This is a genomic window from Mucilaginibacter sp. NFR10 (assembly GCF_900100445.1).
GTDB lineage: Bacteria > Bacteroidota > Bacteroidia > Sphingobacteriales > Sphingobacteriaceae > Mucilaginibacter > Mucilaginibacter rubeus.
The window spans coordinates 298006-323396 of sequence record NZ_FMTV01000001.1 but is presented as its reverse complement, the minus strand read 5'-3'; the positions used below and the strand labels follow the sequence as shown (position 1 = coordinate 323396).

Annotated in this window: 20 protein-coding genes; 6 read left to right on the top strand and 14 right to left on the bottom strand. The window is 42.8% G+C overall.

The window, feature by feature from the left end:
- Nucleotides 1-67: 67 nt before the first annotated feature.
- From BLP33_RS01465 to BLP33_RS01440, 5 genes are all read right to left on the bottom strand, one after another.
- The gene (locus BLP33_RS01465; RefSeq protein ID WP_090524113.1) at nucleotides 68-934 is read right to left on the bottom strand and encodes a helix-turn-helix transcriptional regulator; all 867 of its coding nucleotides are present in this window, start codon (nucleotides 932-934) and stop codon (nucleotides 68-70) included.
- Between the two features lie 12 nt (nucleotides 935-946).
- Nucleotides 947-1312: a VOC family protein gene (locus BLP33_RS01460; RefSeq protein ID WP_090524110.1), complete on the bottom strand. Its 366-nt coding sequence runs from the start codon at nucleotides 1310-1312 to the stop codon at nucleotides 947-949.
- Between the two features lie 592 nt (nucleotides 1313-1904).
- The gene (locus tag BLP33_RS01450) at nucleotides 1905-2531 is read right to left on the bottom strand and encodes a response regulator transcription factor (RefSeq protein WP_090524105.1); all 627 of its coding nucleotides are present in this window, start codon (nucleotides 2529-2531) and stop codon (nucleotides 1905-1907) included.
- A 2-nt stretch (nucleotides 2532-2533) separates the two neighbouring features.
- The gene (locus BLP33_RS01445) at nucleotides 2534-5440 is read right to left on the bottom strand and encodes a ligand-binding sensor domain-containing protein (RefSeq protein ID WP_090524102.1); all 2907 of its coding nucleotides are present in this window, start codon (nucleotides 5438-5440) and stop codon (nucleotides 2534-2536) included.
- A 176-nt stretch (nucleotides 5441-5616) separates the two neighbouring features.
- Nucleotides 5617-6084 (bottom strand): nuclear transport factor 2 family protein, encoded by a 468-nt coding sequence (locus BLP33_RS01440; protein WP_139159908.1) that lies wholly within the window; start codon nucleotides 6082-6084, stop codon nucleotides 5617-5619.
- A 275-nt stretch (nucleotides 6085-6359) separates the two neighbouring features.
- Here BLP33_RS01440 and BLP33_RS01430 point away from each other — a divergent pair, with 275 nt between their 5' ends.
- Both BLP33_RS01430 and BLP33_RS01425 read left to right on the top strand, forming a co-directional pair.
- Nucleotides 6360-8177, top strand: coding sequence for a PAS domain-containing sensor histidine kinase (locus tag BLP33_RS01430; RefSeq protein WP_090524095.1), 1818 nt, complete (start codon nucleotides 6360-6362; stop codon nucleotides 8175-8177).
- 14 nt (nucleotides 8178-8191) lie between these two features.
- Complete coding sequence (locus BLP33_RS01425) at nucleotides 8192-9019, top strand: hypothetical protein (protein WP_090526152.1); 828 nt, start codon at nucleotides 8192-8194, stop codon at nucleotides 9017-9019.
- 14 nt (nucleotides 9020-9033) lie between these two features.
- On the opposite strand, the gene BLP33_RS01420 is transcribed toward BLP33_RS01425, so the two are convergent.
- Entirely contained in the window at nucleotides 9034-9426 is a 393-nt protein-coding gene (locus BLP33_RS01420; RefSeq protein WP_090524093.1) for a VOC family protein, read from the bottom strand.
- Nucleotides 9427-9552: 126 nt separating this feature from the next.
- Between BLP33_RS01420 and BLP33_RS27290 the strand changes: the two genes are divergently transcribed.
- Together BLP33_RS27290 and BLP33_RS01415 are read left to right on the top strand one after the other, a co-directional pair.
- A complete protein-coding gene (locus BLP33_RS27290) occupies nucleotides 9553-9726 on the top strand; it encodes a hypothetical protein (RefSeq protein ID WP_175489889.1) in 174 nt (57 codons plus the stop codon).
- Between the two features lie 94 nt (nucleotides 9727-9820).
- Entirely contained in the window at nucleotides 9821-11494 is a 1674-nt protein-coding gene (locus tag BLP33_RS01415) for a patatin-like phospholipase family protein (protein WP_090524090.1), read from the top strand.
- Nucleotides 11495-11581: 87 nt separating this feature from the next.
- On the opposite strand, the gene fabF is transcribed toward BLP33_RS01415, so the two are convergent.
- Nucleotides 11582-12826, bottom strand: a complete 1245-nt coding sequence (gene fabF, locus BLP33_RS01410) for a beta-ketoacyl-ACP synthase II (protein ID WP_090526151.1) — start codon at nucleotides 12824-12826, stop codon at nucleotides 11582-11584.
- Nucleotides 12827-12934: 108 nt separating this feature from the next.
- Here fabF and BLP33_RS01405 point away from each other — a divergent pair, with 108 nt between their 5' ends.
- On the top strand, nucleotides 12935-13417 hold the full coding sequence (locus BLP33_RS01405; RefSeq protein WP_090524087.1) for a hypothetical protein: 483 nt from the start codon (nucleotides 12935-12937) through the stop codon (nucleotides 13415-13417).
- Here BLP33_RS01405 and BLP33_RS01400 read toward each other — a convergent pair whose 3' ends face one another.
- Nucleotides 13418-14260, bottom strand: coding sequence for an isocitrate lyase/PEP mutase family protein (locus tag BLP33_RS01400; protein ID WP_090524085.1), 843 nt, complete (start codon nucleotides 14258-14260; stop codon nucleotides 13418-13420).
- A gap of 143 nt (nucleotides 14261-14403) precedes the next feature.
- On the opposite strand from BLP33_RS01400, the gene BLP33_RS01395 reads away from it, so the two are divergent.
- Nucleotides 14404-15030, top strand: coding sequence for a CatA-like O-acetyltransferase (locus tag BLP33_RS01395; protein ID WP_090524083.1), 627 nt, complete (start codon nucleotides 14404-14406; stop codon nucleotides 15028-15030).
- 123 nt (nucleotides 15031-15153) lie between these two features.
- Here BLP33_RS01395 and BLP33_RS01390 read toward each other — a convergent pair whose 3' ends face one another.
- The 6 genes from BLP33_RS01390 to BLP33_RS01360 all read right to left on the bottom strand — a co-directional run bounded on the left by BLP33_RS01390 (nucleotide 15154) and on the right by BLP33_RS01360 (nucleotide 25352).
- The gene (locus BLP33_RS01390) at nucleotides 15154-16446 is read right to left on the bottom strand and encodes a DUF885 domain-containing protein (RefSeq protein ID WP_090524081.1); all 1293 of its coding nucleotides are present in this window, start codon (nucleotides 16444-16446) and stop codon (nucleotides 15154-15156) included.
- A 100-nt stretch (nucleotides 16447-16546) separates the two neighbouring features.
- On the bottom strand, nucleotides 16547-16981 hold the full coding sequence (locus BLP33_RS01385; protein WP_090524079.1) for a CBS domain-containing protein: 435 nt from the start codon (nucleotides 16979-16981) through the stop codon (nucleotides 16547-16549).
- 537 nt (nucleotides 16982-17518) lie between these two features.
- The gene (locus BLP33_RS01380) at nucleotides 17519-19006 is read right to left on the bottom strand and encodes an arabinan endo-1,5-alpha-L-arabinosidase (protein WP_217633091.1); all 1488 of its coding nucleotides are present in this window, start codon (nucleotides 19004-19006) and stop codon (nucleotides 17519-17521) included.
- Between the two features lie 170 nt (nucleotides 19007-19176).
- Nucleotides 19177-20733 (bottom strand): RagB/SusD family nutrient uptake outer membrane protein, encoded by a 1557-nt coding sequence (locus BLP33_RS01370; protein WP_090524070.1) that lies wholly within the window; start codon nucleotides 20731-20733, stop codon nucleotides 19177-19179.
- Between the two features lie 28 nt (nucleotides 20734-20761).
- The gene (locus tag BLP33_RS01365; RefSeq protein WP_090524068.1) at nucleotides 20762-24109 is read right to left on the bottom strand and encodes a TonB-dependent receptor; all 3348 of its coding nucleotides are present in this window, start codon (nucleotides 24107-24109) and stop codon (nucleotides 20762-20764) included.
- 160 nt (nucleotides 24110-24269) lie between these two features.
- Nucleotides 24270-25352: a FecR family protein gene (locus BLP33_RS01360; protein WP_090524066.1), complete on the bottom strand. Its 1083-nt coding sequence runs from the start codon at nucleotides 25350-25352 to the stop codon at nucleotides 24270-24272.
- Nucleotides 25353-25391 lie beyond the last annotated feature (39 nt).

The window sequence follows — 25391 nt, the reverse complement described above, 5'->3', positions numbered from 1 at the left end:
ATAGTGTGTTAAGTACGTGCTACATGTGTGAAAAGCACCATCTTGGCACACAAAAAACATTTTCATATCATGCTGATTGCCTGTATTTTAATGGTGTTATTTTATAGTGCGTACGGAACAGCCTGATAAATGAACTTGGGCATTCAAAACCCACCATGCCAACTACTTCATTTACAGGATAACGGGTATCCTTTAACAACATTAATGACCGTTTTAAACGCAATTGAATTAAAAACTGGTGCGGCGTTAAACCAAAGGCCTGCTTAAATGTGCGCAACAGATGGTTAACCGAAAGGCAGGCATGTTCGGCAAGGTCTTCAAGGCTAATATTCTGATTATAATTACTGTACAGGTACTCCTTAGCCAAATTAAGGCGGCGCAGGATCTCAACCCTGGTACCCTGGTTTAAAAAATCGAGCTTTTCGGCTTTTTTACAGATCTCATCATTATAAATATGAAAATAATTGATGAGCGTATGGTGCAGGTATTCGTTGATCAGCATTTCATCCTGCATGCCATTGTCAAGGTGTTGTTTCAGGTGAAATACATTGTACTTGATATCGCCCGCAAACGGATATATAGTTTCATTAAACTCCGGCCGTATTTTGCCGTTACCATAGCCCTTAGTTAACAAAGTGTCATTGTCAAAGGTCCAGCAATCTTTAAAATCCTGCAAAAACTGCTGATCAAAATTGATGGCAAATGATTGTACCTGCTGGCCAAGATCTGTGTCGGTTGAATATTGTGTACCCCTGTTCAGGATCAGGAACGAATCGGGATATATGGACAAATGTCTGCGGCCAATATCATAACGTTCATTACCGTTTAATACAAAGCGAAGGCTTAAATCTGAAGTATACTGCGGCCCCTGCCTTTGGCCGCCGGTGCGACTTACAATCTTGTTGTTGTTGCGTAATACTTTTGAATAGTCCATTGTGATATGATTTTATTGTTCGTTATAATTTCTTTCTTCCAGTAACATGAATTTGTTGCCCGCCGGATCCAAAAATTCGGCTGCCAGTCCGGCTGGTAAATATGCAGGCGACTTGCAAAAAAATACGCCGGCCGTACGGAGCACATGATAATCGTTCAAACAGTCGGCAGTGTTAATGATAATATTACTCTTATCACTGTTGCCGTCATTATTAGTTACAAGCAGCGCCACATTTAATTTATCCGACTGGATCACCGTGCTTTCCTTACCCTCGTAAAATGTCATTGTGCCTGTTACTTTGAAGCCTAATTTTTGAGTATAAAAATCAATTTGACCCTCAAAGTCAGCTGTATACACAGGTATATATTTCAATTTCATTTTACAGTAGCTATTAACAGAAACCAGATTGTAATGATGGAAACCAACCTGTTGGCCAGGGGCAGCAAACAGGATAATTTTTGAAGCGGGTTTACAGTAGCCGGTCAGTTAAAACTACTTAACATATCAAAGGTACTTTACCTGCAGGGGGATAGTATCCCCCTATTTGGGGGATTTGTGAATTAGTAGGGTTTGGATTTTCAAAGCGATCCGTGAGGACAGGTATCGCGGGAATGATTATTTCGGAGTTGTTGGTGTTCAGAAGATTCTTTTATTTCCTCCCTTGGGAGGGGTGCGGCGCGGTTGTGTTTTGGCAGGGAGGGGTTTATCCGCCATTTCAGAGGAATAGGCAAGGCGATGAAACCCCTCCCTACACCCTCCCAGGGAGGGGTGCGGCGCGGTTGTGTTTTGGCAGGGAGGGGTTTATCCGCCATTTCAGAGGAATAGGCAAGGCGATGAAACCCCTCCCTACACCCTCTCAGGGAGGGAATCGCACTATCCTGCGCTCCGCCAATGTTGATATTGTCACCAACATTTTCCGTCAACCTGATTAATGTGGAAAGTTGCAACTACAACACGAATACCTCTAAGCCTATATCAGCTTATTCTGCCTTGCCAGTTTAATGGCATCGGCACGTGAGTTTACATCAAGTTTCAGATAGATATTTTTGATATGGCTACGAACAGTTTCAAGATCGATGAACAATTCATTGGCAATCTGACCACGGCTTTTGCCTTCGCCTATCAACTCCAGGATCTGGGTTTCTCGCTTAGATAAGGGCGATTCCTGATTTTTTTGAAATGAGCGGATTACCAGGCGTGCAATATTAATACTCATAGGGCCGCCGCCTTCACGTACTTCTTTTATCGATTCGATGATCTTGGTTGACGGGGTGTTTTTTGTAAGATAGCCCGATGCCCCGTTGGCCAGCGCGTTAAAAATCTGTTTTTCAGATTCGTAAACAGTTAGAATTAAGATATAGCAGTTGGGTAAAAGCTTTTTTAATTTGGGTATAGCGTCAATGCCGTTAACTCCGGGCAGCTCTATATCCAGCAGGATTACATCGGGTTTATCCGCAGCTATTTTTTTAGCAGCCTCGTCATATGAACAATAGGTACTGATCACATCATAGCCCTCGGTAGCACCAATTAAAAAGGCATAGCCATCGCGCAGGGTTTCATCATCCTCAATAATACTTACCTTAATGTTACGGGCCATGCTTAATTGCTTAACTGATTTTTACTAAACTTTAATGTTACTGATGTGCCTTTGTCTGCTTCCGAATTAATGAGCAGTGATGCGTTGATCCGTTTTGCGCGGGCATTAATGTTATTGATCCCCCGGCCGCGATGAGCTGCGCTGCTATCAAACCCTTTACCATCATCGGTAACCCGGAGTGCTATCGCGCTTTTATCGCTCTGATCAAGCTCAAAAACTACCTGTCCGGCATCGGCATGTTTAAGGATGTTATTTAATAGCTCCTTAAATATCATGGTGATGTTACGGCTGTATTCCATAGGCAGTTTTACCAGCTGAATATCTTCATCAACGGCAGCAAACTCAAAATCAACCGGTACATCATGAAAAACCTCTATCCCTATTTCGCGGATATGGTTCAGGGTTTCATACAGATTATCGCTTTTAGGATCAAGTGCCCACAGGATATCCTTTGTACCGTTGTATAGTGATGCCGCGTTTTGCTTGATCTGATCTACGATTCCGCGCTGATCCGCCTGCTCTTTATCTATTTTGGCATTTAGTATTTCTGATAAGACGGTGATCCGGGTTAATTTGTTACCCAGATCGTCATGAAAATCTTCGGCTGTTTGCTGGCGGATCTTTAACTTCTCTTCCCGCTTCATGGCTTCAATTGCCTTTTGACGTTTTATTTTACGCTGATGCACTAAATTTTGCACTCCGAAACCAAGAAACACCAACAGTAAAATGGCCAGCAACCTGAAGGTAAATGTTTGATAAAACGGAGGAATAATTACAAAACTGAAACTTGCCATTTTGCGTGATACCTGCCCGTCGGGGCTTATGGCTTTTACCTTGAAAGTATATGTACCAGGCGGCAGCGAAGGATAATTGACCACATTATTGCGCATGGGCGAACTAAAAGCACTATCCAGCCCAACCAGCTTATACTGGTAAGATACCGCGTCAGGATTTTTGAGGTAAACACCAAGAAAAGATATCGACAAATGATTTTGATTATGTTTAAGCTCGGCCCAGTCATTAAGGTCGATAGAAGAGCGTTTTTCGCCATCCTCCTTCATCAACTGTACCGATTTGATGAACACATGCGGCGGCGGCGAGGGAACCATTTTTGTCATGGTATTATACACCATAACAGCCTTGGTGGTACTGATCCAAATCTCGTGTCCGCGGTGCATAATGGCATTCTGGTTGGCCTCCACCACCGGTTCCTTTGAGCCTATGTTATCAATTACCCAAAAAGTTTTCTTTGCAGGGTCGTATTGCATCCGGTTAATTCCCCTGCCGGTACCCATCCAAAGGCGGCCACGTTCATCAGCAGCAAGGCTGTAAATACTATTGGCTTTGAGCCCGTCATCAACATTATAAATATTTACCGCTCCGGTTGTCATATCCCAGGTGTATAAACCGCTATCATCTGTACCAACCAGCAGCAGGTCGCGATATCGGATCATGCTGTAAACCGCAGTAGCCGGAAATGATTTAAGTTTAAACCCCGGAACTATTTTTTTATTTACGGCCAGCATAACACCGTTTTGGGTGCCTATCAAAAGAGAATCGCGCCCCAGGCTAAGCATTGCGGACGAATAAGGGGGAATACCTTCCAATTGTTTCAGCTCGCCGTTTTGGTAATAGAAACAGCCCATTGACGTGCCCAGCCATATAGTACCACTGTCATCGGCAGTAATAAAATTACAAGCAAAAGATGAACTGTTTTTTACCTGTCTGAAACCCTTTTTATCATACTGCCATAAACCAGTTTGCCCGGTACCAATCCAAACAGTGCCGTTTTTATCGGTATATAAACTTTGCACCCCCTTTAAATATGGCGAACCGGTTGGTACGGGCACTTCGCTGGTCCTTTTTCCATCATATCGCAAAATGCCACCACCATCAATCCCCATTAAAACATTTTTGTTCCAGTCTTCAGTTACCGACATTACGATTTTTGATTCTGGAATACCTTGTGTGCGGTCAAAAACGGTATATCTGTCGCCTTCGCAGCGGTAAAGGCCATTGCCAAGGCTACCCAGCCACAGGTTTTTATCTGCATCAAAATAAATATCAGGGACAGAGTTATCGGTAAGTCCGTTTGATGAGTTATAGTGGATCACACCATCGCTCATAATACAATATGCTCCATTATCGGTACCCAGCCAAATATTAGCATCAGCGTCCTGTTCAATGCACAATAATTGACCTTTTATTTTTCCCGTAATATTTTTTATATCCAGTGGTTTAGCCATACCATTCCTGGCACATAACAAACCCGAGCGGGTTAGAAGATAAGTTTTGCTTTTATCAAAACGGTCGAAAAAAATCCTTTTGATAATTTGCTCACTATATTGGGAATCAATATCAATTACATGTTCCCATTTTTGTCCTTTAAGGCGATAAATACCTTTTTTGTAAACAGACACATATAACAAACCTGCACTATTAACAGCCAAACTGGTGATAAAAATATCAGGATCATCATTAATAGGGACATGCTGCATCTTATCATTTTTTACCCTGAACAGCATCCCGGCAGCTGTAACCCAGATAGTTCCCTCTCCATCCTGGGTTATGTTGCCTACAAAAGAGCGTTTAACCGGTATATCCGGTTTATACTTCACAATCCGGCCATTATAGAGCCTTGCAAGCCCATTCATGGTACCAAACCAGGTACAGCCCCCTTTATCCGAAAAAATGGTTGCAACATAGTTATCAGGTAAACCTGTTAAGCGGGTATAAGCCGTAAAATCCTTTCCATCAAAACGGCAGGCCCCGCCAAAGGTACCTATCCAAAGGCGATGATCGGTATCCATGGAAAGCTTGTTTATTTGCGACTGGATGAGCCCATCCTCAATATCATAGTGCGCAAAAATGTATTTCTGTGCATGGACCTGGCTTGTAAACAACAGCATACCTGCAAGGAAACACAAAATCAGAAAAACGGGGAAACGCGATAGCTTATTCAATTAAAAACGTAAATTAAATTACCTGTATGGGGGTACAATTAAAAAGTTAAATTAAAGCTAATTAAAATAAAAAAAATCACCCCAATAGGGTGATTAATTATTATCAGTTACGGGAGTAAATTTTAATTTTTGGCTACAACAGAATTGCCATTGTTTAAAGGCGTTTTTATGTCCTCAAACATTTTGCAAACCTGTGTAATTTTCCAGTCGTGCCGGTCATTTTTCTCGATGATGAGGTAATCATGCTGCGTGCAGTTTTCGTAGTTAAAATCAACCCGTGCAATTACCATGGCATCGCTTTTGGCAAGCACTTCGTAATTCGACTGGCAATTTTGCTGGGTCCCGGCATCCTTTTTCATCATGCTTACCAGGTCGTCTTTTTCCTGTACAAGTACCTTTTCACCACGGGGTAACTTTAATACGGAATTATCACTCATTATTGATTTTAATTTTTTAAAGTTGGAGGTCATGTGGCTGTCAATGAAGTCGCGGATCACGCTGGCGTATCCTGTTTCGGCGGCCGGACGGCCATACATGGTGCTGGCAGATAATAACCCTACTATGCATGCCAATAAAAATTTATTTTTCATTTGTGATATTTTTTTGATCAAATGTGGGCAGGCTTTGATCAAAAAAATATGCCTATCACACCAAGCAACCCGGCCATACAGCAGGCTGGTGCCTTTCGCCTATAAAGGTCATTTTTTGCACTTTTTGAGCAGATCTGCAATTAATCTGAAAATCTGTTCAGATAATTCTTTAATTATCAATAAACCATAGCAGAACCTGTCCTGCATATTTAAATCTGTACGAAAATATTTTTATTTTTGAGAGCATCTTTCACCGATTAAAACCACGCCATAACTTGGAACCGACTGAAAACTTTTTCCGAAGCATTATTGAGGCCTCGCCTTTTCCGGTGTATATGTGTATGGGGCCGGATAAGCTCATTGCCATAGCCAATGATGCTACCTTGAAAGCATGGGGAAAAGACAAATCGATAATTGGGAAACCATTTGACGAGGCGCTGCCCGACCTTCAGGGCCAACCGTTCAGCAGCCTCATAAGCGAAGTATACCGTACCGGCGAAACTTATCACGGCAACAATGCACCTGCCGAATTTATAATTAACGGCAAACGGCAAATTAATTATTACAAGTTTACTTACCAGGCTGTACGTAACTCGCGCGGTAAAATAGTTGGCGTTATTTGTTTCTCGACCGACGTTACCGAAATTGAGCATGCCCGACAGGCGATGGAAGAGAGCAGGCATACTTTGTATAACATGGTGAGGCAAGCCCCCGTGGGCATTTGCATTATAAACAGTGATAACCTGGTAATTGAAGTAGTGAATGACTCGTATCTTGAGCTGGTAGGCCGTAAACGTGCAGAAATGGAAAACAGGGGCGTTTGGGAAGCCATCCCCGAAACGGCCGAATTGTATGCCCCCGTAATGGATAATGTTATTGAAACAGGGCAACCGATTACCGCCAAGGAGCATAAACTGCTGCTTGTACGCAATGGCGTACCCGAAATGGTATTTATTGATTTTGTTTATGAGCCTGTTAAAGGGTTTGATGGCGAGATAAGCGCTATTATGGTAATTGCCATTGATGTAACTGAAAAAGTTTTTGCACGCCGCAAAATTGAGGAAGCCGAAGAAAGGGCCAGGCTGGCCGTTGAAGCTGCTGAAATCGGCACCTTTGATCTTGACCTCGTTACCGACGAGATACTTACATCTGAAAGGTTTAACATTATTTTTGGAGTTGGGCGTGATGCCCCCCGCGATTTATTTTTGAAAGCACTGCATCCCGATGACCTTGAACTACGCAATAATGCTCATAAAACCGCGCTTACTACCGGAAAACTTTTTTATGAAGCGAGGATCATCTGGCCAAACGGCTCTATACGCTGGATCAGGACGCAGGGTAAGGTTTATTATGGCTCAATAAACAAACCGTTGCGTATACTGGGCACCTTGCTTGATATTACCGAGTTTAAACATTTGCAGCAGCAAAAAGACGATTTTATCAGCGTCGCCAGCCATGAGCTAAAAACGCCAATGACATCGATCAAAGCATCGATGCAATTGCTGGACAGGTTGATCAAGGTTGATCCCTCATCTGATAAGATCCCCCAGTTTATTAGCCGCGGCAATAGCAGCCTGAATAAAATGCAGCAACTGGTTGATAGCTTGCTTAATGTTTCAAAAATTACCGCGGGGCAGCTTGCACTTCATAAAACACGTTTTTTGGCAGCCCAAATGATCAATGAGTGCTGCGACCACGTGAGGCTTGCAGGTACACATGAACTTGAACTTACAGGTGACACCGATCTGGAACTATACGCCGACAGACAACGGATAGACCAGGTTGTTGTTAATTTTGTAAACAATGCGGTTAAATATGCACCCGACAGCAACCGGATTGTCATCAATATCAGTAAACAGGACAACATGGCCAAAATATCGGTACAGGATTTTGGCCGGGGGATCCCGCCGGAGAATATCCCGCATTTATTTGAACGCTACTACCGGGTTGATACCTCGGGTATTCAATACTCAGGGCTTGGACTTGGCTTGTATATCAGCGCGGAGATCATTGAGCTTCACGGCGGCGAAATGGGGGTTGAAAGCGAAGTAGATAAAGGCAGTACCTTTTGGTTTACGATACCGTTAAATTGAAATTTAAATCCCGATTGAAAATAGTAAAACCCATAATCATCGTTTTATTGTTTTGCCTGCTCACTGTTTTTACACAAATTGGTGGGCTGGTTTATCTCATTTCAATTAGCCTGCATAAACTAATCAACAAAACCGTAAATAATAAATATTACCGGCAAATCACCAAGGCTGCAGTTTTTATGGTGTTATATTGCCTTACCACTTTTTTAATTGTACCTCCGCTTGCCAGGCTTTCGGGCAGGGTGCCGCTCCCCTTCTCCCAAATCAATCATTTAAAGCCGCTAAACCGGCTAACCTGCCTGTTCAACCATAATTATGTTCGCCCGCAACTTAAGCAGGCTGCATTTGCCGTAGCCGCCGAAATGAACGATAAGTATCCGGGAAGTACCCTGAATTATCTTGACGCGAGCTTTCCGTTCATTAATGGGTTTCCGCTTATGCCCCACCTGAGTCATAACGATGGTAAAAAACTCGATCTCGCATTTTTTTATATTGATAACAAAACAGGCTCAGAAACCGATAAAACACCTTCGCCAATCGGATACGGAATTAGTGAAGAGCCGCGCGCCGGGGAAATCAACACAACACAGGCTTGCCTGATAAAGGGTTATTGGCAGTACAGCTTTTTGACTAAAATGGTTCCCCAGAGCAATAAAGTTAATTTTACTTTTGACAGTTTACGAACAAAGGCACTTGTAACCCTCTTTGCATCGAAAAATGTCATCAAAAAAATATTTATCGAACCTCATTTAAAAAATCGTCTGGGCATCCAAACACCAAAGCTACGATTTCACGGATGCCGTGCAGTAAGGCATGACGACCATATTCATGTACAACTATAGATTTAAAGCATTTATTAATTTTCAACATACGGATTATAACAGATCTCCCAGCAATTCCCTTCAGGGTCGGCAATAAAACCGGCATAACCGCCCCAGAAAGTTTCAGCCGGATGCTTCAGGATTTGTACTTCTGCCAACCTCAATTGGGCTATTTTGGTTTCAACATCAGCTTTTGAAGCCAGATTTATAGTAAGATAAAAACGATTGCTTCCGGCATTATTGCTTATATTTGTGTACTTTGAAAAAAGCAGCTCACTGCACAGGGTAAGCACCAAATTATCAAGCTTTAACATTATTACCTTTTCGTTTTCGGCAAGCATCTGCCATCCGAATTTCCCGGTATAAAATGCCTTGACCTCGTCAAGATCTTTAACTGCAAGAGTAATGGCGGTTAGATGGGCCTGCATTGTATATTTTTTTATTAGATCCTATCCAATCATGAAATCAGGGTTCCTGGCTGATTTTATTTCACACTCAAATTTAATCGCCAGTTAATACAGCCGGAGTAAATTGAGCTAACCAAATATATAAACATGCAGATCAATTATTTCATAGTAGCCATTGTGACAACCCTGTTAATAGCATTAATGATATGGATAGTTAAAACTAACCGTGAAGACGAAAAAGACTTTGAAAGGCAGATCATTGACCGGGAACTTAAACCAAGGGAACACCCCAAACCTCAAAAAGCCCATAAAGCCATGTGATCGGGTAAAACCCGCTATCAACTCGCGTAGTTTCACGTATCATTTTGTACGATCCTTTTTTTTAAATTTAACAACCCAACCTAATATCTATCTCATGGCAGCAGATAAAACTTCAGATCAGCAAGTATTTTATGTAGGACTTTGTATGGCCGGCGCCGTATCTGCCGGAGCCTATACAGCAGGCGTTATTGATTACCTGCTTCAGGCATTAGCAGAATGGGAAAAGCATCGCAATGAACCCGGTGTCCCATCGCACAGGGTGCAGATCCCGGTAATGGGCGGCGCGTCGGCAGGCGGTATGACCAGTATCATGGCCGCATCCTCCCTTAACAACCCGATAACCCATATCGACAAGCCATCAGGAGATCTTTTAACCGAACATCCCGAAAACAAGCTCTACCACTCCTGGGTTGACCTTGTGCAGGCTGATATGTTCACAAAAATGCTGGATACCAGCGACATCAAAAGCTCGGGTGTAATATCGGCACTTAATTCTGATTTTATTAATGATGTTGCCAAACGCGTAGTTGCTGCCGATCCAAAACAATGGCAGCCGCTGCCCGCTTATATTAAACCCGGTTTAAAGATCTTTACCACGCTTACAAACCTGCAGGGCTACGCCTACAATGTTCCGTTTAATTCGTCATCGCCGCAGCGTACCAAATATAACATGCGCATCCATAATGATTACGCATGCTTTGAACTTACAGAAAACGCCATTGCCGGGCATAATAACGGCTGGATGCCGCTTGACCTGAAAAATAATATTAATACGGATATAGCCGCCGACGCTGCAATGGCCACCGGCGCCTTTCCGGTTGGATTGCAATCAAGGATAGTTAAACGCGATGCCCAATATGTTAACAATAACCCATGGTTAAGCAATTACCTGGTTAATACCCCTATTGATGCCGGTGCATACCAAACTCTCAACGTTGATGGCGGCATGATCAATAACGAACCTTTTGATAAAGTCAGAAGTGTTTTGGACGATCTTACCGGTCAGCCCGATGTGGACTACAACAACTTTAACAAGTTTGTTTCAACTGTGCTGATGATTGAACCTTTCCCTACCCAGGCGCCCACGCCAATTTCACAGTCAAGGTCTATATCAAACGTAGTAGGTTTAACGTTGTCATCTATGCTATCGCAAATGCGCTCAAAGGCTGTTAATATTAAAGACGCTATGGACGAGGATTGCGCAGGTCAGTACCTGATCACGCCATCGCGCCGCGTAGATACGCCCGATGGCAAATCGACAGACCTAACCGGCGAGCAAGCCATAGCCTGCGGTGCGCTGAGCGGATTTAGCGGTTTTTTAAATAAAGAATTCAGGGTGCATGATTTCTTTTTAGGCCGGCACAATTGTAAGATCTTTTTGCGCGATTACTTTACCATACCAGCCAAAGCACTTACCACCAACCCTATTTTTAAAGATGGCTATGCTAATGCCGACAAAGCCAAATTTAAATCAACCCAAAGTGATAGTTACCAGATCATCCCTGTATTTGAAGAAGATATCAAATTCCCGGATATTAAATTTAGTTCGGGCAACAACTGGCCCACTATTAAAGAACAGGATATAGACCGTTTTAGTGATGGATTAAAAAATCGGGCTCAAACCATTATGCTCAATGTAGCAGATCTAGGGTGGCTTACCAAAAGCCTGTTGTGGATAGGCGCTAAGGTGATCCTCAATAAAATGGTAACCAATAAAATTATGGTGGTGATAAAAGGCGAACTAAAAACCTGGAAGCTACTGCCGTAAGCAGCACATGAAATTAAACTTACTAAAATCCAGACTTACGAAGTTTAAAAAACTTCGTAAGTCTTCAATAGCTTTCTCATTTGAGCTTTAAATAGCTTTAAATACAACTATCCCGTTATGCCCGCCAAAGCCAAAAGTATTGCTCATGGCTACTTTCACTTTATGGTCGATGGCATCTTTCAATACAAACTTCAAATTATCCGGAATAGCGGGGTCTAAAGTTGTGGTATTGATTGTTGGCGGGATTATTTGATTTTCAATTGATTTTATAGCAGCTATGGCTTCAATAGCACCGGCGGCACCAAGCAGGTGACCAGTCATTGATTTGGTTGAACCGATGATGGTGTTTGTTTCTTTACCTTTTGTAACAGCAAGCAAAGCGTTAATTTCAGATAAGTCGCCAACCGGCGTTGATGTGGCGTGCATATTCAGGTAATCTACATCCTCAATGCTTAAACCCGATTCGGTCAATGCCTGCTGCATGGCACGGGCAGCACCTAATCCTTCCGGATGAGTGGCTGTCATGTGGTATGCATCAGCAGTCATAGATGCCCCGGTCACCTCTGCGTAAATATGTGCGCCGCGGGCAACTGCATGATCATAGTCTTCAAGTACCAAGGCACCGGCGCCTTCACCCATAACAAAACCATCACGATCAATATCAAATGGCCGTGAAGCATGCTGCGGATCGTTATTGCGGCCCGACATCGCTTTCATTGAGCTGAAACCTCCAATGGAAGCAGGCGTAATAGGCGCTTCTGAACCGCCAGTAACAATAATTTTAGCCTTACCTAAACGGATGTAGTTAAAGGCATCCATAATAGCGGTATTGGACGTAGCACAGGCCGAAACCGTGGTATAATTGATCCCCATAAAACCGTTACGGATAGAGATCATGCCCGAAGCCATGTTTGAAATAAACTTCGGCACAAAGAAAGGGCTAAACCTTGGCTGTCCGTTACCTTTGGCGTATTCAGTTACCTGCTCCTCAAAAGTTTCCATACCGCCTTGTCCGCTGCCCCAGATAATACCAACATCAAAGGGATCCATTTTGCTCAGATCAAAACCCGAATCTTTGATAGCTTCATCGGCTGCAACAAGCGCGTACTGGGTAAAGGTATCGGTACGTTTTAATTCGGCCTTATCAAGGTGATCTTTGATATTGAAATCTTTCAGTTCGCAGGCAAATTGCGTACGGAATAATGATGCATCAAAACGGGTGATGGTTGCAGCACCGCTTTTACCGGCAATTAAGTTTTGCCAATAAGTTTCTACATTATTTCCAAGCGGTGTTAAAGCGCCCAGACCTGTTATAACTACTCTGTTTAACATGATGGTTTTATTAAAATCGGCGCAAAGATATAAATATATACCACTTGGTATTTTGCTCAACATTTAAATAGTGTAATTTTACATATCTTCGATGCATAAACATCTGAAATGCGTTTTTTATTAAAACTCAAATCATGGCAATTATTCGCTCTCATTGTAATACCGGCTTTCGTCCCTAATAGCTACACAGTACTCATGTATTTGAGCTTATTAATAGGCCTTAGCTGGATTTATGCTATAGGCGTTACTATGCATTCTTTAATTCCAGTAATAAAACCTGATATAAAATATTTTCGGTTCTCTTTACTGCTGATCATAATTGCATTAATAATCTCCAGGATTGCGCAAGTTGGCGGAGATAATTTAGCAATATGGTTTTCTGCAACAGGAGGAATTATTTATGTTATAGGTTTCATATGTGCCTGTGGTTTTGCAGGCAAAATGCTTGAATCAGTAATTGAAGGAGAAATAGTTGGCAATAGCGATGCCCTTAAAGCAATAATTTGTCTTATTTTTTTTCCTATCGGTCTATGGCATATACAACCTGCCGTTCAACGGGTATTAGCTAAATATGACAAGCAAATTGTTTAATCACTTCCCAAAAATCTTATTTAATTCCGAGTAAGGAACAGCATCATTTACAAAACCATAACTTCCCTGTGAAAGTTCAACAGCGGCCCGCTGAAAAGCGCCCAAAGCAGCCCTTGCCAATGCCGAACCAAGACTTACCCTTTTTACACCCAGGTCGGCAAGTTCATTGAAGCTAATATCAAAACCTGCTGCGCCAAGTACAATATTCACGGGCTTAGGCGCAACGGCCTTTACTACTTCGCTTATTTGTTCCCTCGTTTTGAGGCCCGGCGCAAAAAGCACATCGGCACCTACATCGGCATAAGCAACAAGGCGTTTTATGGTGTCCTGCAGGTCTATTTTCCCGTGGATCATATTTTCGGCCCTGGCGGTCAATGTAAAATGAAAATGAAGGCTTCGCGCAGCTTCAACAGCAGCCTTTACCCGTGCAACCGAAAGGTCGAAATTGTAAATGGGATCTTTATCATTTCCCGTAGCATCCTCTATCGAACCGCCAACCAGTCCCACTCCCGCTGCGGCTAAGATAGTTTCGGCACAAATCTCCGGCGTATCGCCAAAACCATTCTCCAAATCGGCAGCTACCGGTAAATGGGTTGCACTGATGATAGCCCTTGCATTATCAAGCGTTTCATCGCGACTGATCAGAGCATGCCCATCCGGCCGGCCCAGTGCATAAGCCAACCCGGCACTGGTAGTAGTAAACGCTTCAAAGCCTAAACCGGTTAAAATTTTAGCCGAACCAGCATCCCAGGGGTTGGGGATAATGAATAAACCATCACGCTTATGCAGTGCTTTAAAAACTTCGGCTTTTTGATATTGGGAATTGTTTATTGCTGATGACATTTGAAGGCAGATTAATGTTTATCGAAATTAAGCAAAAGTTAGCCTGCAGTCACGAGTATTAAGTCAGAAATTTGCTTTTTGACTTAAGACTTACGACTTCTAACTTCCGGCTTAATATCCCTATTATTGCAACAGCAATAGTTATGAAACAAAAAGTAGATATTGAAAACTGGATCAGGAAAGAGCATTACAACTTTTTTAAACAGTTTGAGGAACCCTATTACGGCGTAAACGTAAACGTTGATGTAACGGCGGCCTATAAGTTTGTGAAGGATAACGGGATCTCATTTTTCCTTTATACCATGTACCAGTCTTTAGCGGCATCGCAAATTATTGAGCCTTTCAAATATCGTATGGAGGGCGACGAGATTTTTATTTATGACCGGATTGATGCCAGCTCAACCGTTCCGCGGGCTAATGGCACATTTGGCTTTGGTGAATGGCCTTTTCATCCCTTGTTCGAAGATTTTGCCCGCGATGCAAATAAAGAAATTGAACGCGTGCAAAGTAACAACCTGCTTGAACGCAAAGCTTTAAACAATGTGATCCGTTTTTCTTCGCTACCCTGGATCAATTTTACCTCACTGTCGCATGCGCGCATGTTTTCATTTATGGACAGCTGCCCCAAGGTTTCGTTTGGTAAAATGACCGAACATCATGGTAAGCGCACCATGCCGGTATCCATCCATGTAAATCACGCGTTGATTGATGGCATACACGTGGGCCAGTATATAGATTGTTACCAGGAGCTGCTGAACAAAGGATTTTAGGCTGCCGTAAAACGCGCAGAAGTTGCGTACCTCAGGCACGCTAAAACCCTTTAATAATTATTCTACAACCCTTTAGCACCTCTGGTGCTATCTTTCCGTCTATTGATCTACAAGATAAAAAGTTTAACTTTTTTTAAACACATTCTCCTTAACCATAAACAATGGCAGCGAGCCATGATCAAGCACGCGTGAATGAAAATCCCTGATGTTAAATTGGGCACCCTGCTTTTGCTGCAATTCCTCTTTCCAGTGCAGTATTTGTAATGCGCCATACTTGTAGGTAACTACCTGTGCCGGCCAGCGGCGCATGCGGGCAATTTCGCGTATGGCAATATCATCCTGCCCCCGGATATTCTTTCTCCAAAATGCCAGTGCATGTTCATCTGTCCAGCCGTAATAATTAAGCGCTACATCCAAAGGCACACGTACCGCCCGTACAATGTCCCACTCCCATTTGCCCAGCTCATCATAAGGCGTTTGGTATACGCCAAGTTGTGTGCCTAACTCTTCGGTATATGCTGCCCAACCCTCAGCAAAGCCCATATAATAAAAAAGCTGCTGCACGGCTGATGTTTTGGTTTGCGCCTCCGTACTCGCCTCGTAATGGTGACCGGGAACTCCCTCATGCATAAAAAGCCAGTCGACCTGCCGTTTATTGTATGGCTTATCAAAAAGATTATAGTAAAACGCATTACTATCGTAATAGCCGGGCGTTTGTGCCAGCTGCCTGCTTTCGCCTTTTACAATTTTTAGCGGGGCTATGTTGGTATTGCTAAACAGTTTGGACATGTTGGCATAAATGACCGCTTTGGTATTTTCGAAGGCTTGCTGTACTGCCTTCGGGTCACTGATAAAAAAGGAAGGATCATTGATGTGTTTATAAAAATCGTCCTGGCTTAACCCGGTTTGCAGGCGGATAGCTTCAATATGCTTTTGAACGCGGGCCACTTCGGTAAGGCCAAACTGGTAGATCTCATCAGGAGTGGCGCTGGCACTGGTCCAGCGTTTAAGCAGGTAGGCATACCAGGCTTTGCCGTTGGGGATAGTGATAATGCCGCCTGTGGGGATTACAGCAGGTTTATTCTTTAACCAATCCTGCTCAAGTTTAATCCGCTCTAAATTAAGGGCGGCTTCATAGCTGATCAGCTGATAATCTACTTTTTCCGGTTCGTTGAGCTGATCTGCTTTGAAGGCTGATAAATCAGTCTTAACTTTTTCAAAAAAAGCTAACTGTTTTTGCACATCAGCAGCGGTGCCGATATGTTCTAATCCGCTTGTGTAGCTTAGTTCCAGTTGGGGCAAATGCAATTTAGTGTAACCGGTTACAAAATCATTGCAAAAAGCCTCAAACGTTTGCTGACCAAAAGCAAAAGAAGAAGTTAAAATAAAAAACAAAAAAACAAGAGGTCGCCTCATAACAACGGAGTGGTTAACAAACCTAAATATTTGCTTTGATTAATTTATGCAAAAACAAATCTCCTGTTAACCATTATCAGCAATCCAAAAGCATTTTTGCTTATGTTGACTGGATATAGCTATGCAACTGCTCAATGGTTTCCCTTTGCGAATGGATAGTTTCGTACACCACATCACTCATTGAAATAATACCGCATAGCTGATCGGCCACATCAAACACCGGTAAATACCTGATATTATTTTCGCTCATGATCAGCATGCATTCATCAACTGATGATTCGGGGGTGATCCTCGGGAAATTGGTACTTATGATCTCGCCGGCGGTGGTTTCGTCGGAGTGTTTACCCATTAAAATGATTTTACGGGAGTAATCTCTCTCTGTCATCAGGCCCATATACCTGCCATTTTCGGTTACCACTACCGAGCCGATGTTTTTTTCGGCCATCAGTTTCAACACGTTAAACACGGTGGTATCGGCAGGTACTGCAGTAACGTTGTTCCCCTTACGGGCCAGGATATGCTTTACACTTTTCATAAATACTCAGGTTAATTTGGTAAATTCAAGATACGAATAAGTAACAGAAAAACAATGGATTGTGGAAAACAAAATCTATTCAGGCTAAAAAAACCGTTCGGCCATGCAGTTAAACCAATCCTTATATTGTAACAAAACGGGCGTCCCAATTTTTTGATTCCCGAAAAAAAATTAAAGAAGCGCCAGCTGTCTTTTTTGCAGAAAAATAAATGTTCCATTTTTTGAGTCTGAAACGCAGGACAGCATAAAAATGAAACAAATTGATAATCAAACAATTAACCCATTCAGTAAAACACATTCAACTAACTGATAGTCAGTAAATAAAACTAATAAGAATAAAACAATACGTATTTTACAGAAGATTTGACGCCATGTTTATTCAACTTGTTTTTTTGTTTTTATCGTAATTTTTTGAATAAGTTACCCCAATAATAAAAGGCGCTGACAAAATAGCTTCACCAACAATCTCAATTTATTTTATTAAAAAAGCCCCCCGATAATTAAACCGAAGGGCTACCAACCTATATAAAAACAAACCTATTGTTTTCTCTTTCCCCAAATGGCAGTGCCATGGTTATCTAACCCGGTAAATATCAGGGTTGATGTTATTTTATTTTCCCAGTCGCGCTCACGTTCAACTTTTAGTTTGTAAGTATCGCCGTTGCTGTATTTAAGCTCAAGCCACGGAGCGGTAAATGTCCATTTATCAGCAGCGTTACCATCAATAGTACCGGCAGCATCCAGTTTAAAGGTTGTTGAAACCTGGAAATCCGGATTGGTTTGCTCGGTACCATAACCCGGTACAACATGATAATTCAGCGTAATTTTTTCATAGGTCCCTGCCACATCGGTTGCAGCTATAGTTGTTTGAGCAACATTGGCATATCGCTCAGGCGATACTATTGGCCAGCCGTCGGTTGTCCATGATATTTTACGAACGTGCAGGTCCATAAAGTAGGAGTTAATACCCGGCCTGCCCTGGTGCGCCATGTAATATTGCCCGCTACCGTTGTCAAACACTGCACAATGCCCTGTGCCCTGCCAGCCGCTTTGGTTGCTGAACTGGTATGGCGCAAGGATCATGGGGCCATGATCCTCATCGGTATTGATGTCATGCCCGTTATAATCATAAAACGGACCGGTCGGGCTATCGCCCCGCCCCACCCTAACATTATACTTGGTTTGCAGCCAGTCATAACTGATAAACAGGAAATACTTTTTCAGATCGGGGTTGTAGATCACTTCCGCGCCTTCAATATTGCCATTGTATTTGCCGCCGGTGAAACCCCGGTTGGCAATGCGCTTGCCCTTATCGCCCGAATTGGCCGCCAAACCGGTTGAAGGGTCAAGTTTAAGGATATAGATGCCGTCCCATGCCGAGCCGTAGTACATATACTGCTCGCCGGTGGTTGTAGTTATTACGGTTGGGTCGATAGCGTTTGTTTGGATACTGGCATCATTGGCTGATGTTACAACGAGGCCTTTCTCCGTCCAGGGGCCGTCAGGCGATGAAGCCGTCGCCATACCGATAACACTCAGGCGTGCTACAGGCGATGAAAGCGAATAATACAATCTGTACTCTGAACCCACCTTCATTACATAAGGTGCCCATAAGGCGTTGTAAGGCGTACCGCCTTTACCCGCAATATAGGCAGATCCCTGCGCCGGCAATGACGAAAATACCCAACCCACATACTCCCACTGCACCAAATCCTTCGACCTGCGGATTTGCAAGCCCGGCCTTACATCAGTACCAAAAGCCACATCGGTACTGTAGCAATAATAATAATCACCAAACTTTTTAATGGATGGGTCATGCACGTTATACACTGTCCACTTAGGATAATAGGTAAATGCCGCAATATCCGCATAAGTATCACTGATACTGTTGATATCAAACGCTGTTGTTACCGGTGGAGTTGTGGTAGTATCCGTTTTAGTTGGCGCAGGTGTCTCCTTTTTTGAGCAAGAAAACAGCATTGTTGCCAGTGCGGTTATTAAGTATAGATTTTTCGCTGTATTCATCGTCTTAGTCATCTCTTTCACTTAATTTTTTAATTCCCTCCCGCGGGAGGGGTGTGGTGGACTGTGAAGTGGCAGGGAGGGGTTTATACAAGCAGTATATTTGCCATGATTCATAAACCCCTTCCTCCTCCTTCCCCAGGGAAGGAATCGCACCTCCCCCGCTCTTTTTTCTAATACCCTGTATTTTGTACCAAACCAACATTGGTTTGCACCTCACTAAGCGGTATCGGCAAATACTCCTTACCTGCGGTGTAGGTATTAAATTCCGGGTCGCGGGACTTTAGCCAGGCCAGTTTAGCTGCATCCTGTAACCAGCCCCAGCGACGGATATCATCAAAACGGTGACCCTCCAACGAAAATTCAAGGAAACGTTCGTGACCTATCTGATCGCGCATCTCAGCCTGGCTCATGCCCGGTTTTACCGTAGCTAAGTTTGGCAAACCAACACGGCTGCGTACCCGCTGGATGTATTGATAAGCATCATTTGTTTGGCCCAATTCGTTTAAACACTCAGCGTACATCAGCAGTACATCAGCATAACGCATCAATCTTTCGTTGATACCTGATCTCCAGTCATACTCATCGGCCTGGCCGCTGTCGCCGTTTTCATACTTATGGCAAAACAGGGCATTTAATGAGGAACTGCCGGCGTATCGTGCGGCAAAATCCTGGTTATATAATTTTTCGCCGGGTTTGTTGTAATACATGGTTACATCCAAACGGGGATCAACACCGCCGCTGGTTGTTTTTTCCTGCAGATATTCATTGTATAATGCAGGCGTTGGCTGCACATCTGTAAAACCAAAACTTGCCGCGCCAAAGGTGATGGCACGGGCAGATGTACGGCCCCATCCTGATGACGGATCGCCTCCCCAGCCCAGATCAGTACCTCCGGCATCCCTTGAAAACTGAACTTCAAAAATTGATTCGGAGTTATTTTCATTATTGGCAAAAAAGTTATCGTAGTAATTAGGCACAAGGCTATAAGTACCCATATCAATAACTGATTTGAACTCGGCAGCCGCCTCGGCATATTTCTTTGTAAACAGGTAGGTTTTCCCCAGAAACGCTGCTGCAGCTCCCCTGGTAGCGCGACCTATCTGTCCATCGGGCGATAAGCCGCTGTAAGTTGTTGGCAGCATGCCTTCGGCAGCTTTAAAATCGCTGATCACCTGTGCCCAAACTACATCCTGGGGCTGTTGTTTTTGGAAATAATCGGCACTTGAGCCGGCAGGAACCAACGGCATAGGCACGTTTTTATAAAAATCGGCCAGGTGAAAATAGTACAGGCCACGCAGAAAATAGGCCTGACCCAATACACGTTTTTTTAGTTCGGCATCCATATTAATGGCGGGTACATATTTCAGCACTTCGTTTGCGCGTAAAATACCCTGGTAATAGGCTGTCCATGAAAACAGTACGCCCGCGCCACTGCTTTGCATATTGAACTTACCCATGTTATAGATCTGGTCCCATGGACTGTAGCTTGTAGCATCATCGCCCCTGGTGTTTTCCACTATCGGCGAAAAACGCATGTATGAACCATCAATAATTAAACTGCCATATACCGCATTTATCCCTTTTACAGCATCATCAGAAGTTTGCCAAAACGTTTGGGTTGTTTGCGCGTTAGGGTTTACAGTATTTAAATCACTTTTTTTACACCCCATTGCAAAAGCCGACAGTACTAAACCAGTAACTATGGCCTTTTTAAATATATTTTTCATTATACTAATGTTTAATGTTTATCAATAATTATAAGCCTATCTGTAAACCAACCAGCAAAGTGCGCGGATTAGGGAACGAACCATAATCAAAACCGCGGTTAATTGTACCATCATTAATAAAATCAGGATCGTAACCTTTGTATTTGGTTATTGTGTAAAGATTTTGCCCTGACAAATAGACCCTTACGCTCCTGAATATGTGTGTGCGGTTTAATAAAGCAGCAGGCAACGTATAACCTAATTGTGCAGTTTGCAGGCGGGCATATGAGGCACTTTGAATGAACCTATCCGAATTGCGACCATTCGCGTTCGGATCGCCGATAATTGGCCTTGGCACATTAGTATTGGTATTGGATGGTGTCCAGTAATTTAATTCATCAGTACTTTGATTGCCATACTGACCGGTCATTAAAGCCTGATAAACACCATTGGCAATTTTGCTGCCGTAATTACCCTGTATAAATATTGACGCATCAATGTTTTTATAGTTGGCGCTAAAATTGAATCCATAGTAAAGTTTTGGAATTGCAGAGCCCAGATAAACACGGTCATCATCATTGATAATACCGTTATGGTCGGTATCAACAAACTTAACATCGCCGGGAGCGGCACCTGTTTGAGTAGCATGGGCGGCCACTTCGGCAGCATTTTTAAAAATGCCTTCGGTTTTAAAAGCATATAGCTCACCAACTTCGCCGCCTACTGCTGTTTTGCTGTACGCACCATATATCGGGTTACCGCCATTGCCTAATGATGTCACCTTATTCTTAACGGTTGAAGCATTTGCGCTAATGGTGTAATTGAACGGACCGGTATCCCTGCTGCGATAAGTTACCGTAAACTCGATACCTTTATTGGTAAAAGAGGCAGCATTAACCAGCGGCGTATTAATTGCCCCTACCGAAGGCGGAATAGGCACCCCTAACAATACACCGGTAATTTTATTGATATAATATTCTGATGAAAATGCAAGCTGGTCATGAAACAAGCTTAAATCAAGGCCGATGTTGGTTGTTTTTTTACCTTCCCATTTATTGGTTTGGTCAAACACCTGGGTTTGGGTTGTTCCTGTAGCAAGTGTATTACCAAACACATAGCTTGCATTTCCATTTACAATGGTTTGGTAAGGATATGGATTAGATAAAGCGTTTATGTTACCCAATATTCCGTACCCGGCTTTAAGTTTTAACTGCGTAATAGCCTCTGGCAGGTGTATAAATTTTTCTTTATTGATGTTCCAACCGATTGATGCTCCCGGAAAATTCCCATAACGATGCTGTTGAGTAAGTTGGGAGCTACCGTCTCGCCTATAGTTAAAGGTTAACAGATACCTGTCATCATAATTGTAATTGATACGTGCAAATATCGGCGAATAAAATTTGGTAATAAAGCTGTTGCTGTAAGCTGTTTTATTAGCCGGGTTACTTACGTTGTCAAGTGAGAATAAATAAGGCTGGGGCAAGTTTAATGCTACACCTGTTAAATTGCTGGTAGCATTTTTCTGATACGCGGTACCTGCCAAAATCTCAAAATTATGCTTTTTAACATTCAGTTTATAGCTCAGCGTGTTTTCTATCAATTGGGTATAATAGTTGCCCCTGGCATCACTGTAATAAGCAGTTGTATTAGGATAAAACCAGCCCAAATCATAAATAGGATCAAAATAAGTGTTTCTAAAATCGTTGCGATCGTAACTTCCGCTGATGCGGTATTTTAGGTTCTTAAGTATATCTACCTCCATCCAGGCCGATGCCATCATACGGTTACGCTGGCCTGTGCTGTTCAATAAATTATTGACACCTATAATATTAAGCGAGATAGCCCTTTGCGTATTTTGATCAACGCCCCCGTAGCCGCCAACGCGGTTAGGATCATAAATAGGCATGGTTGGGATAGCGGTAACCAGGTCAACTATCTGGTTACCTGTACCGTGCAGATGCGGATATGCCAGGTTATTATAATCACCTTCGGTATAGGCAAACTTAGTACCGAAAGATACGATACCTTTTTTGCCTTGAATATTGCCGCTTAGGTTATACCGGGTATATGAAGGGCCTGATACGGTTGTACCGGTTTGGTTAAAATAATCAAAAGCAACGTTATAGCTCATATTATCATTACCGCCTGATAAACCAAGGTCATGGCTTTGCGTATAGCCGGTTCTGAAACCTGACTTTTGCCAGTCGGTATTTACATTACTAATAAATTTGCTCGATGATGGGTCATTACCCGGCGCTAAAGATAAACCCGCGTTGGTTTCAGCGGCATTGACAATTTTCTGGTAACCTACCCTATCAGTAACGGATAACGTTTTAGGGTTTTTCTGAAAGCCTGCATAACCGTTGTAGTTGATCTTCATCGGGCCATTTTTGCCCCGTTTGGTGGTAATGATAACTACACCATTAGCACCACGAAACCCATAAATTGCGCCCGCAGATGCATCTTTAATCACTTGCAAACTTTCAATATCAGTATTCGGGAAGTCAAAAGGCTCAAATGTTGGCACACCGTCAATTATAAACAACGGGTTATTGCTATTTAATGAGCTTACACCGCGGATCCGGATAGAAACGCCTTCGCCCGGTACACCCGAACCATTTACCTGTACACCTGCAACCTGGCCTTGTAAAGCTCTGGCAACGTCAGGTGTTACACGTTTATTGGCATCCTTAAGATTTACTACAGCAACAGAACCTGTAAGGTTTTCCTTTTTCTGTGTGCCGTATCCAACCACTATTACTTCGTTTAAAGAGTTGGATGCTGCTTTTAACTGTACATTGATCAACGAGTTGCCGGTAACTGTTATTTCCTGCGACACATAGCCAACAAACGAAAAAACAAGTACTACACCACCTGTATTATTATCGGGAATATTTAAGGTATAACGCCCCTGCAAATCGGTTTGGGCGCTTACATTGGCGCCCTTTATCCTTACGGTAACACCAGGCATGGGCAGGTCGGCCTCGTCGGTCACTTTACCGCTCACAGTGCCCGGGGCCATTGCCTTTCCCTTTTCTGTAAGTATAACCAGGTTATTATCACCCAGCGTATAACTCAGGTTGGTATTGTTAAGTACAATTTTCATCACCTCTTCAAGCGATGCATCTTTTGTATTTAAACTGGCGGGCATATCGTTTTTCAACAACATATCGTCGTTATACAAAAAGCGATAGTCAGACTTTTTTTCGATTTCCTTTAACGCCTTTTTCAGGGGCATGTTTTGGAAATTAACATTGATGCGGGTCTGACCATATCCCTTTGAAAACGCCTGCAACGAGGAGGCGAGTACCAGGATACAGATAAATTTAAACATAAGAAGTACTTTCAAAAATTGGTTCAGCCGCAATGGGTTAATGCGGTGTGCATTTTTTTTCATAATTTAGCATTAAGGTTATTTTAACTATTTGGTTTATAGAAGGACTGGTAGTTAACTTGTACCACATTATAATGGGGGGATGCGGGAACATCTTCCCATTTTTTATGGTTTCAGATTTGATACTCATTTACGCATAGGCTCTTTCATAAAGGTTTATTAATTAATAAATTACAATTTGGTTAGTGTCAATTTTATAACGAAACGCCGCCGTTTTCTGCAGGCTCAATAAAGCCTTGTTAATCGATTCTTTTTGAAATTTCCCCGTAAAGCGCAGTTTTTTTACATCCTCATTTTCAAAAACGATGTTCACATTATATCTGCGCTCCATTTTTTGGGCGATGTTTTCAAAGTCTTCAGCGTCAAAGGCCAGTTTATTTTCAAGCCATAAGGCTTCTGATGGCAAAGTGTCCTTTTTGGCCTGGTGGATACGGCTCAGTGCTATAAGCGGAGTTTCTTCAGCTATCTTATACGTTGGGGTATTACTTTTAAGTTGTAGTTCCTGGTTGTTGATCACCGTAATTTTTTCTGATGGGTTAAGGATGATCTTTTTTTCGGGATTTTTTAAAACGGTAAGTTCAATTTTACCGCGAATGAGTGCGGCTTCGGATGTTTTATCATTATTATATGAACGCACATTGAATTTAGTACCTAATACCCTGATGCTGATGGTTGTGGTAGTAACTACAAAAGGGTGCTGCGGATCTTTAACAACATCAAAAAAAGCCTCACCTACCAGGGATACTTTTCTTTCCTCGGTACCAAAATCATTATTATAAGTAAGCTTGCTGCCCATATTGAGCCAAACACGGCTGCCATCGGGCAATTGAATTTTACTGATCCCGTTTTTAGGAGCAGTTATTTCGTTGGACTTTCCCGGCACCATGGTTTCTTTACGGGTAAACCAGAAAACACCCAACATTAAACAGGCCGCGGCCAGCAATGAGCCCAGTTTAATGATCCTGGCTTTTTTCTTTTTGGTTTGAACAGCGATAACCTGCGCAGCCTCTTCAGCTTCCTTTTCTTCAACAGCATCAAGTTCGGCGTCAAAAGCAGCCCACTTGCTTAGCAGTTTTTCATCCTCGGCAATTTGCTGGTCGTTTTTCCAAATCTCCTCCAGCTTATCCATCGGGTACATAACGACATCCACCTGTTGCTGTAACAGTTGCTCAAGTTCAAGTAACTCTTCGGGCGAAGCTTCACCATTTAACTTTTTACCAATAAGTATCCAGATGTTATTAATCATTATTTACGGCTCTATATGTAAAGACTGTAAATAATCGGG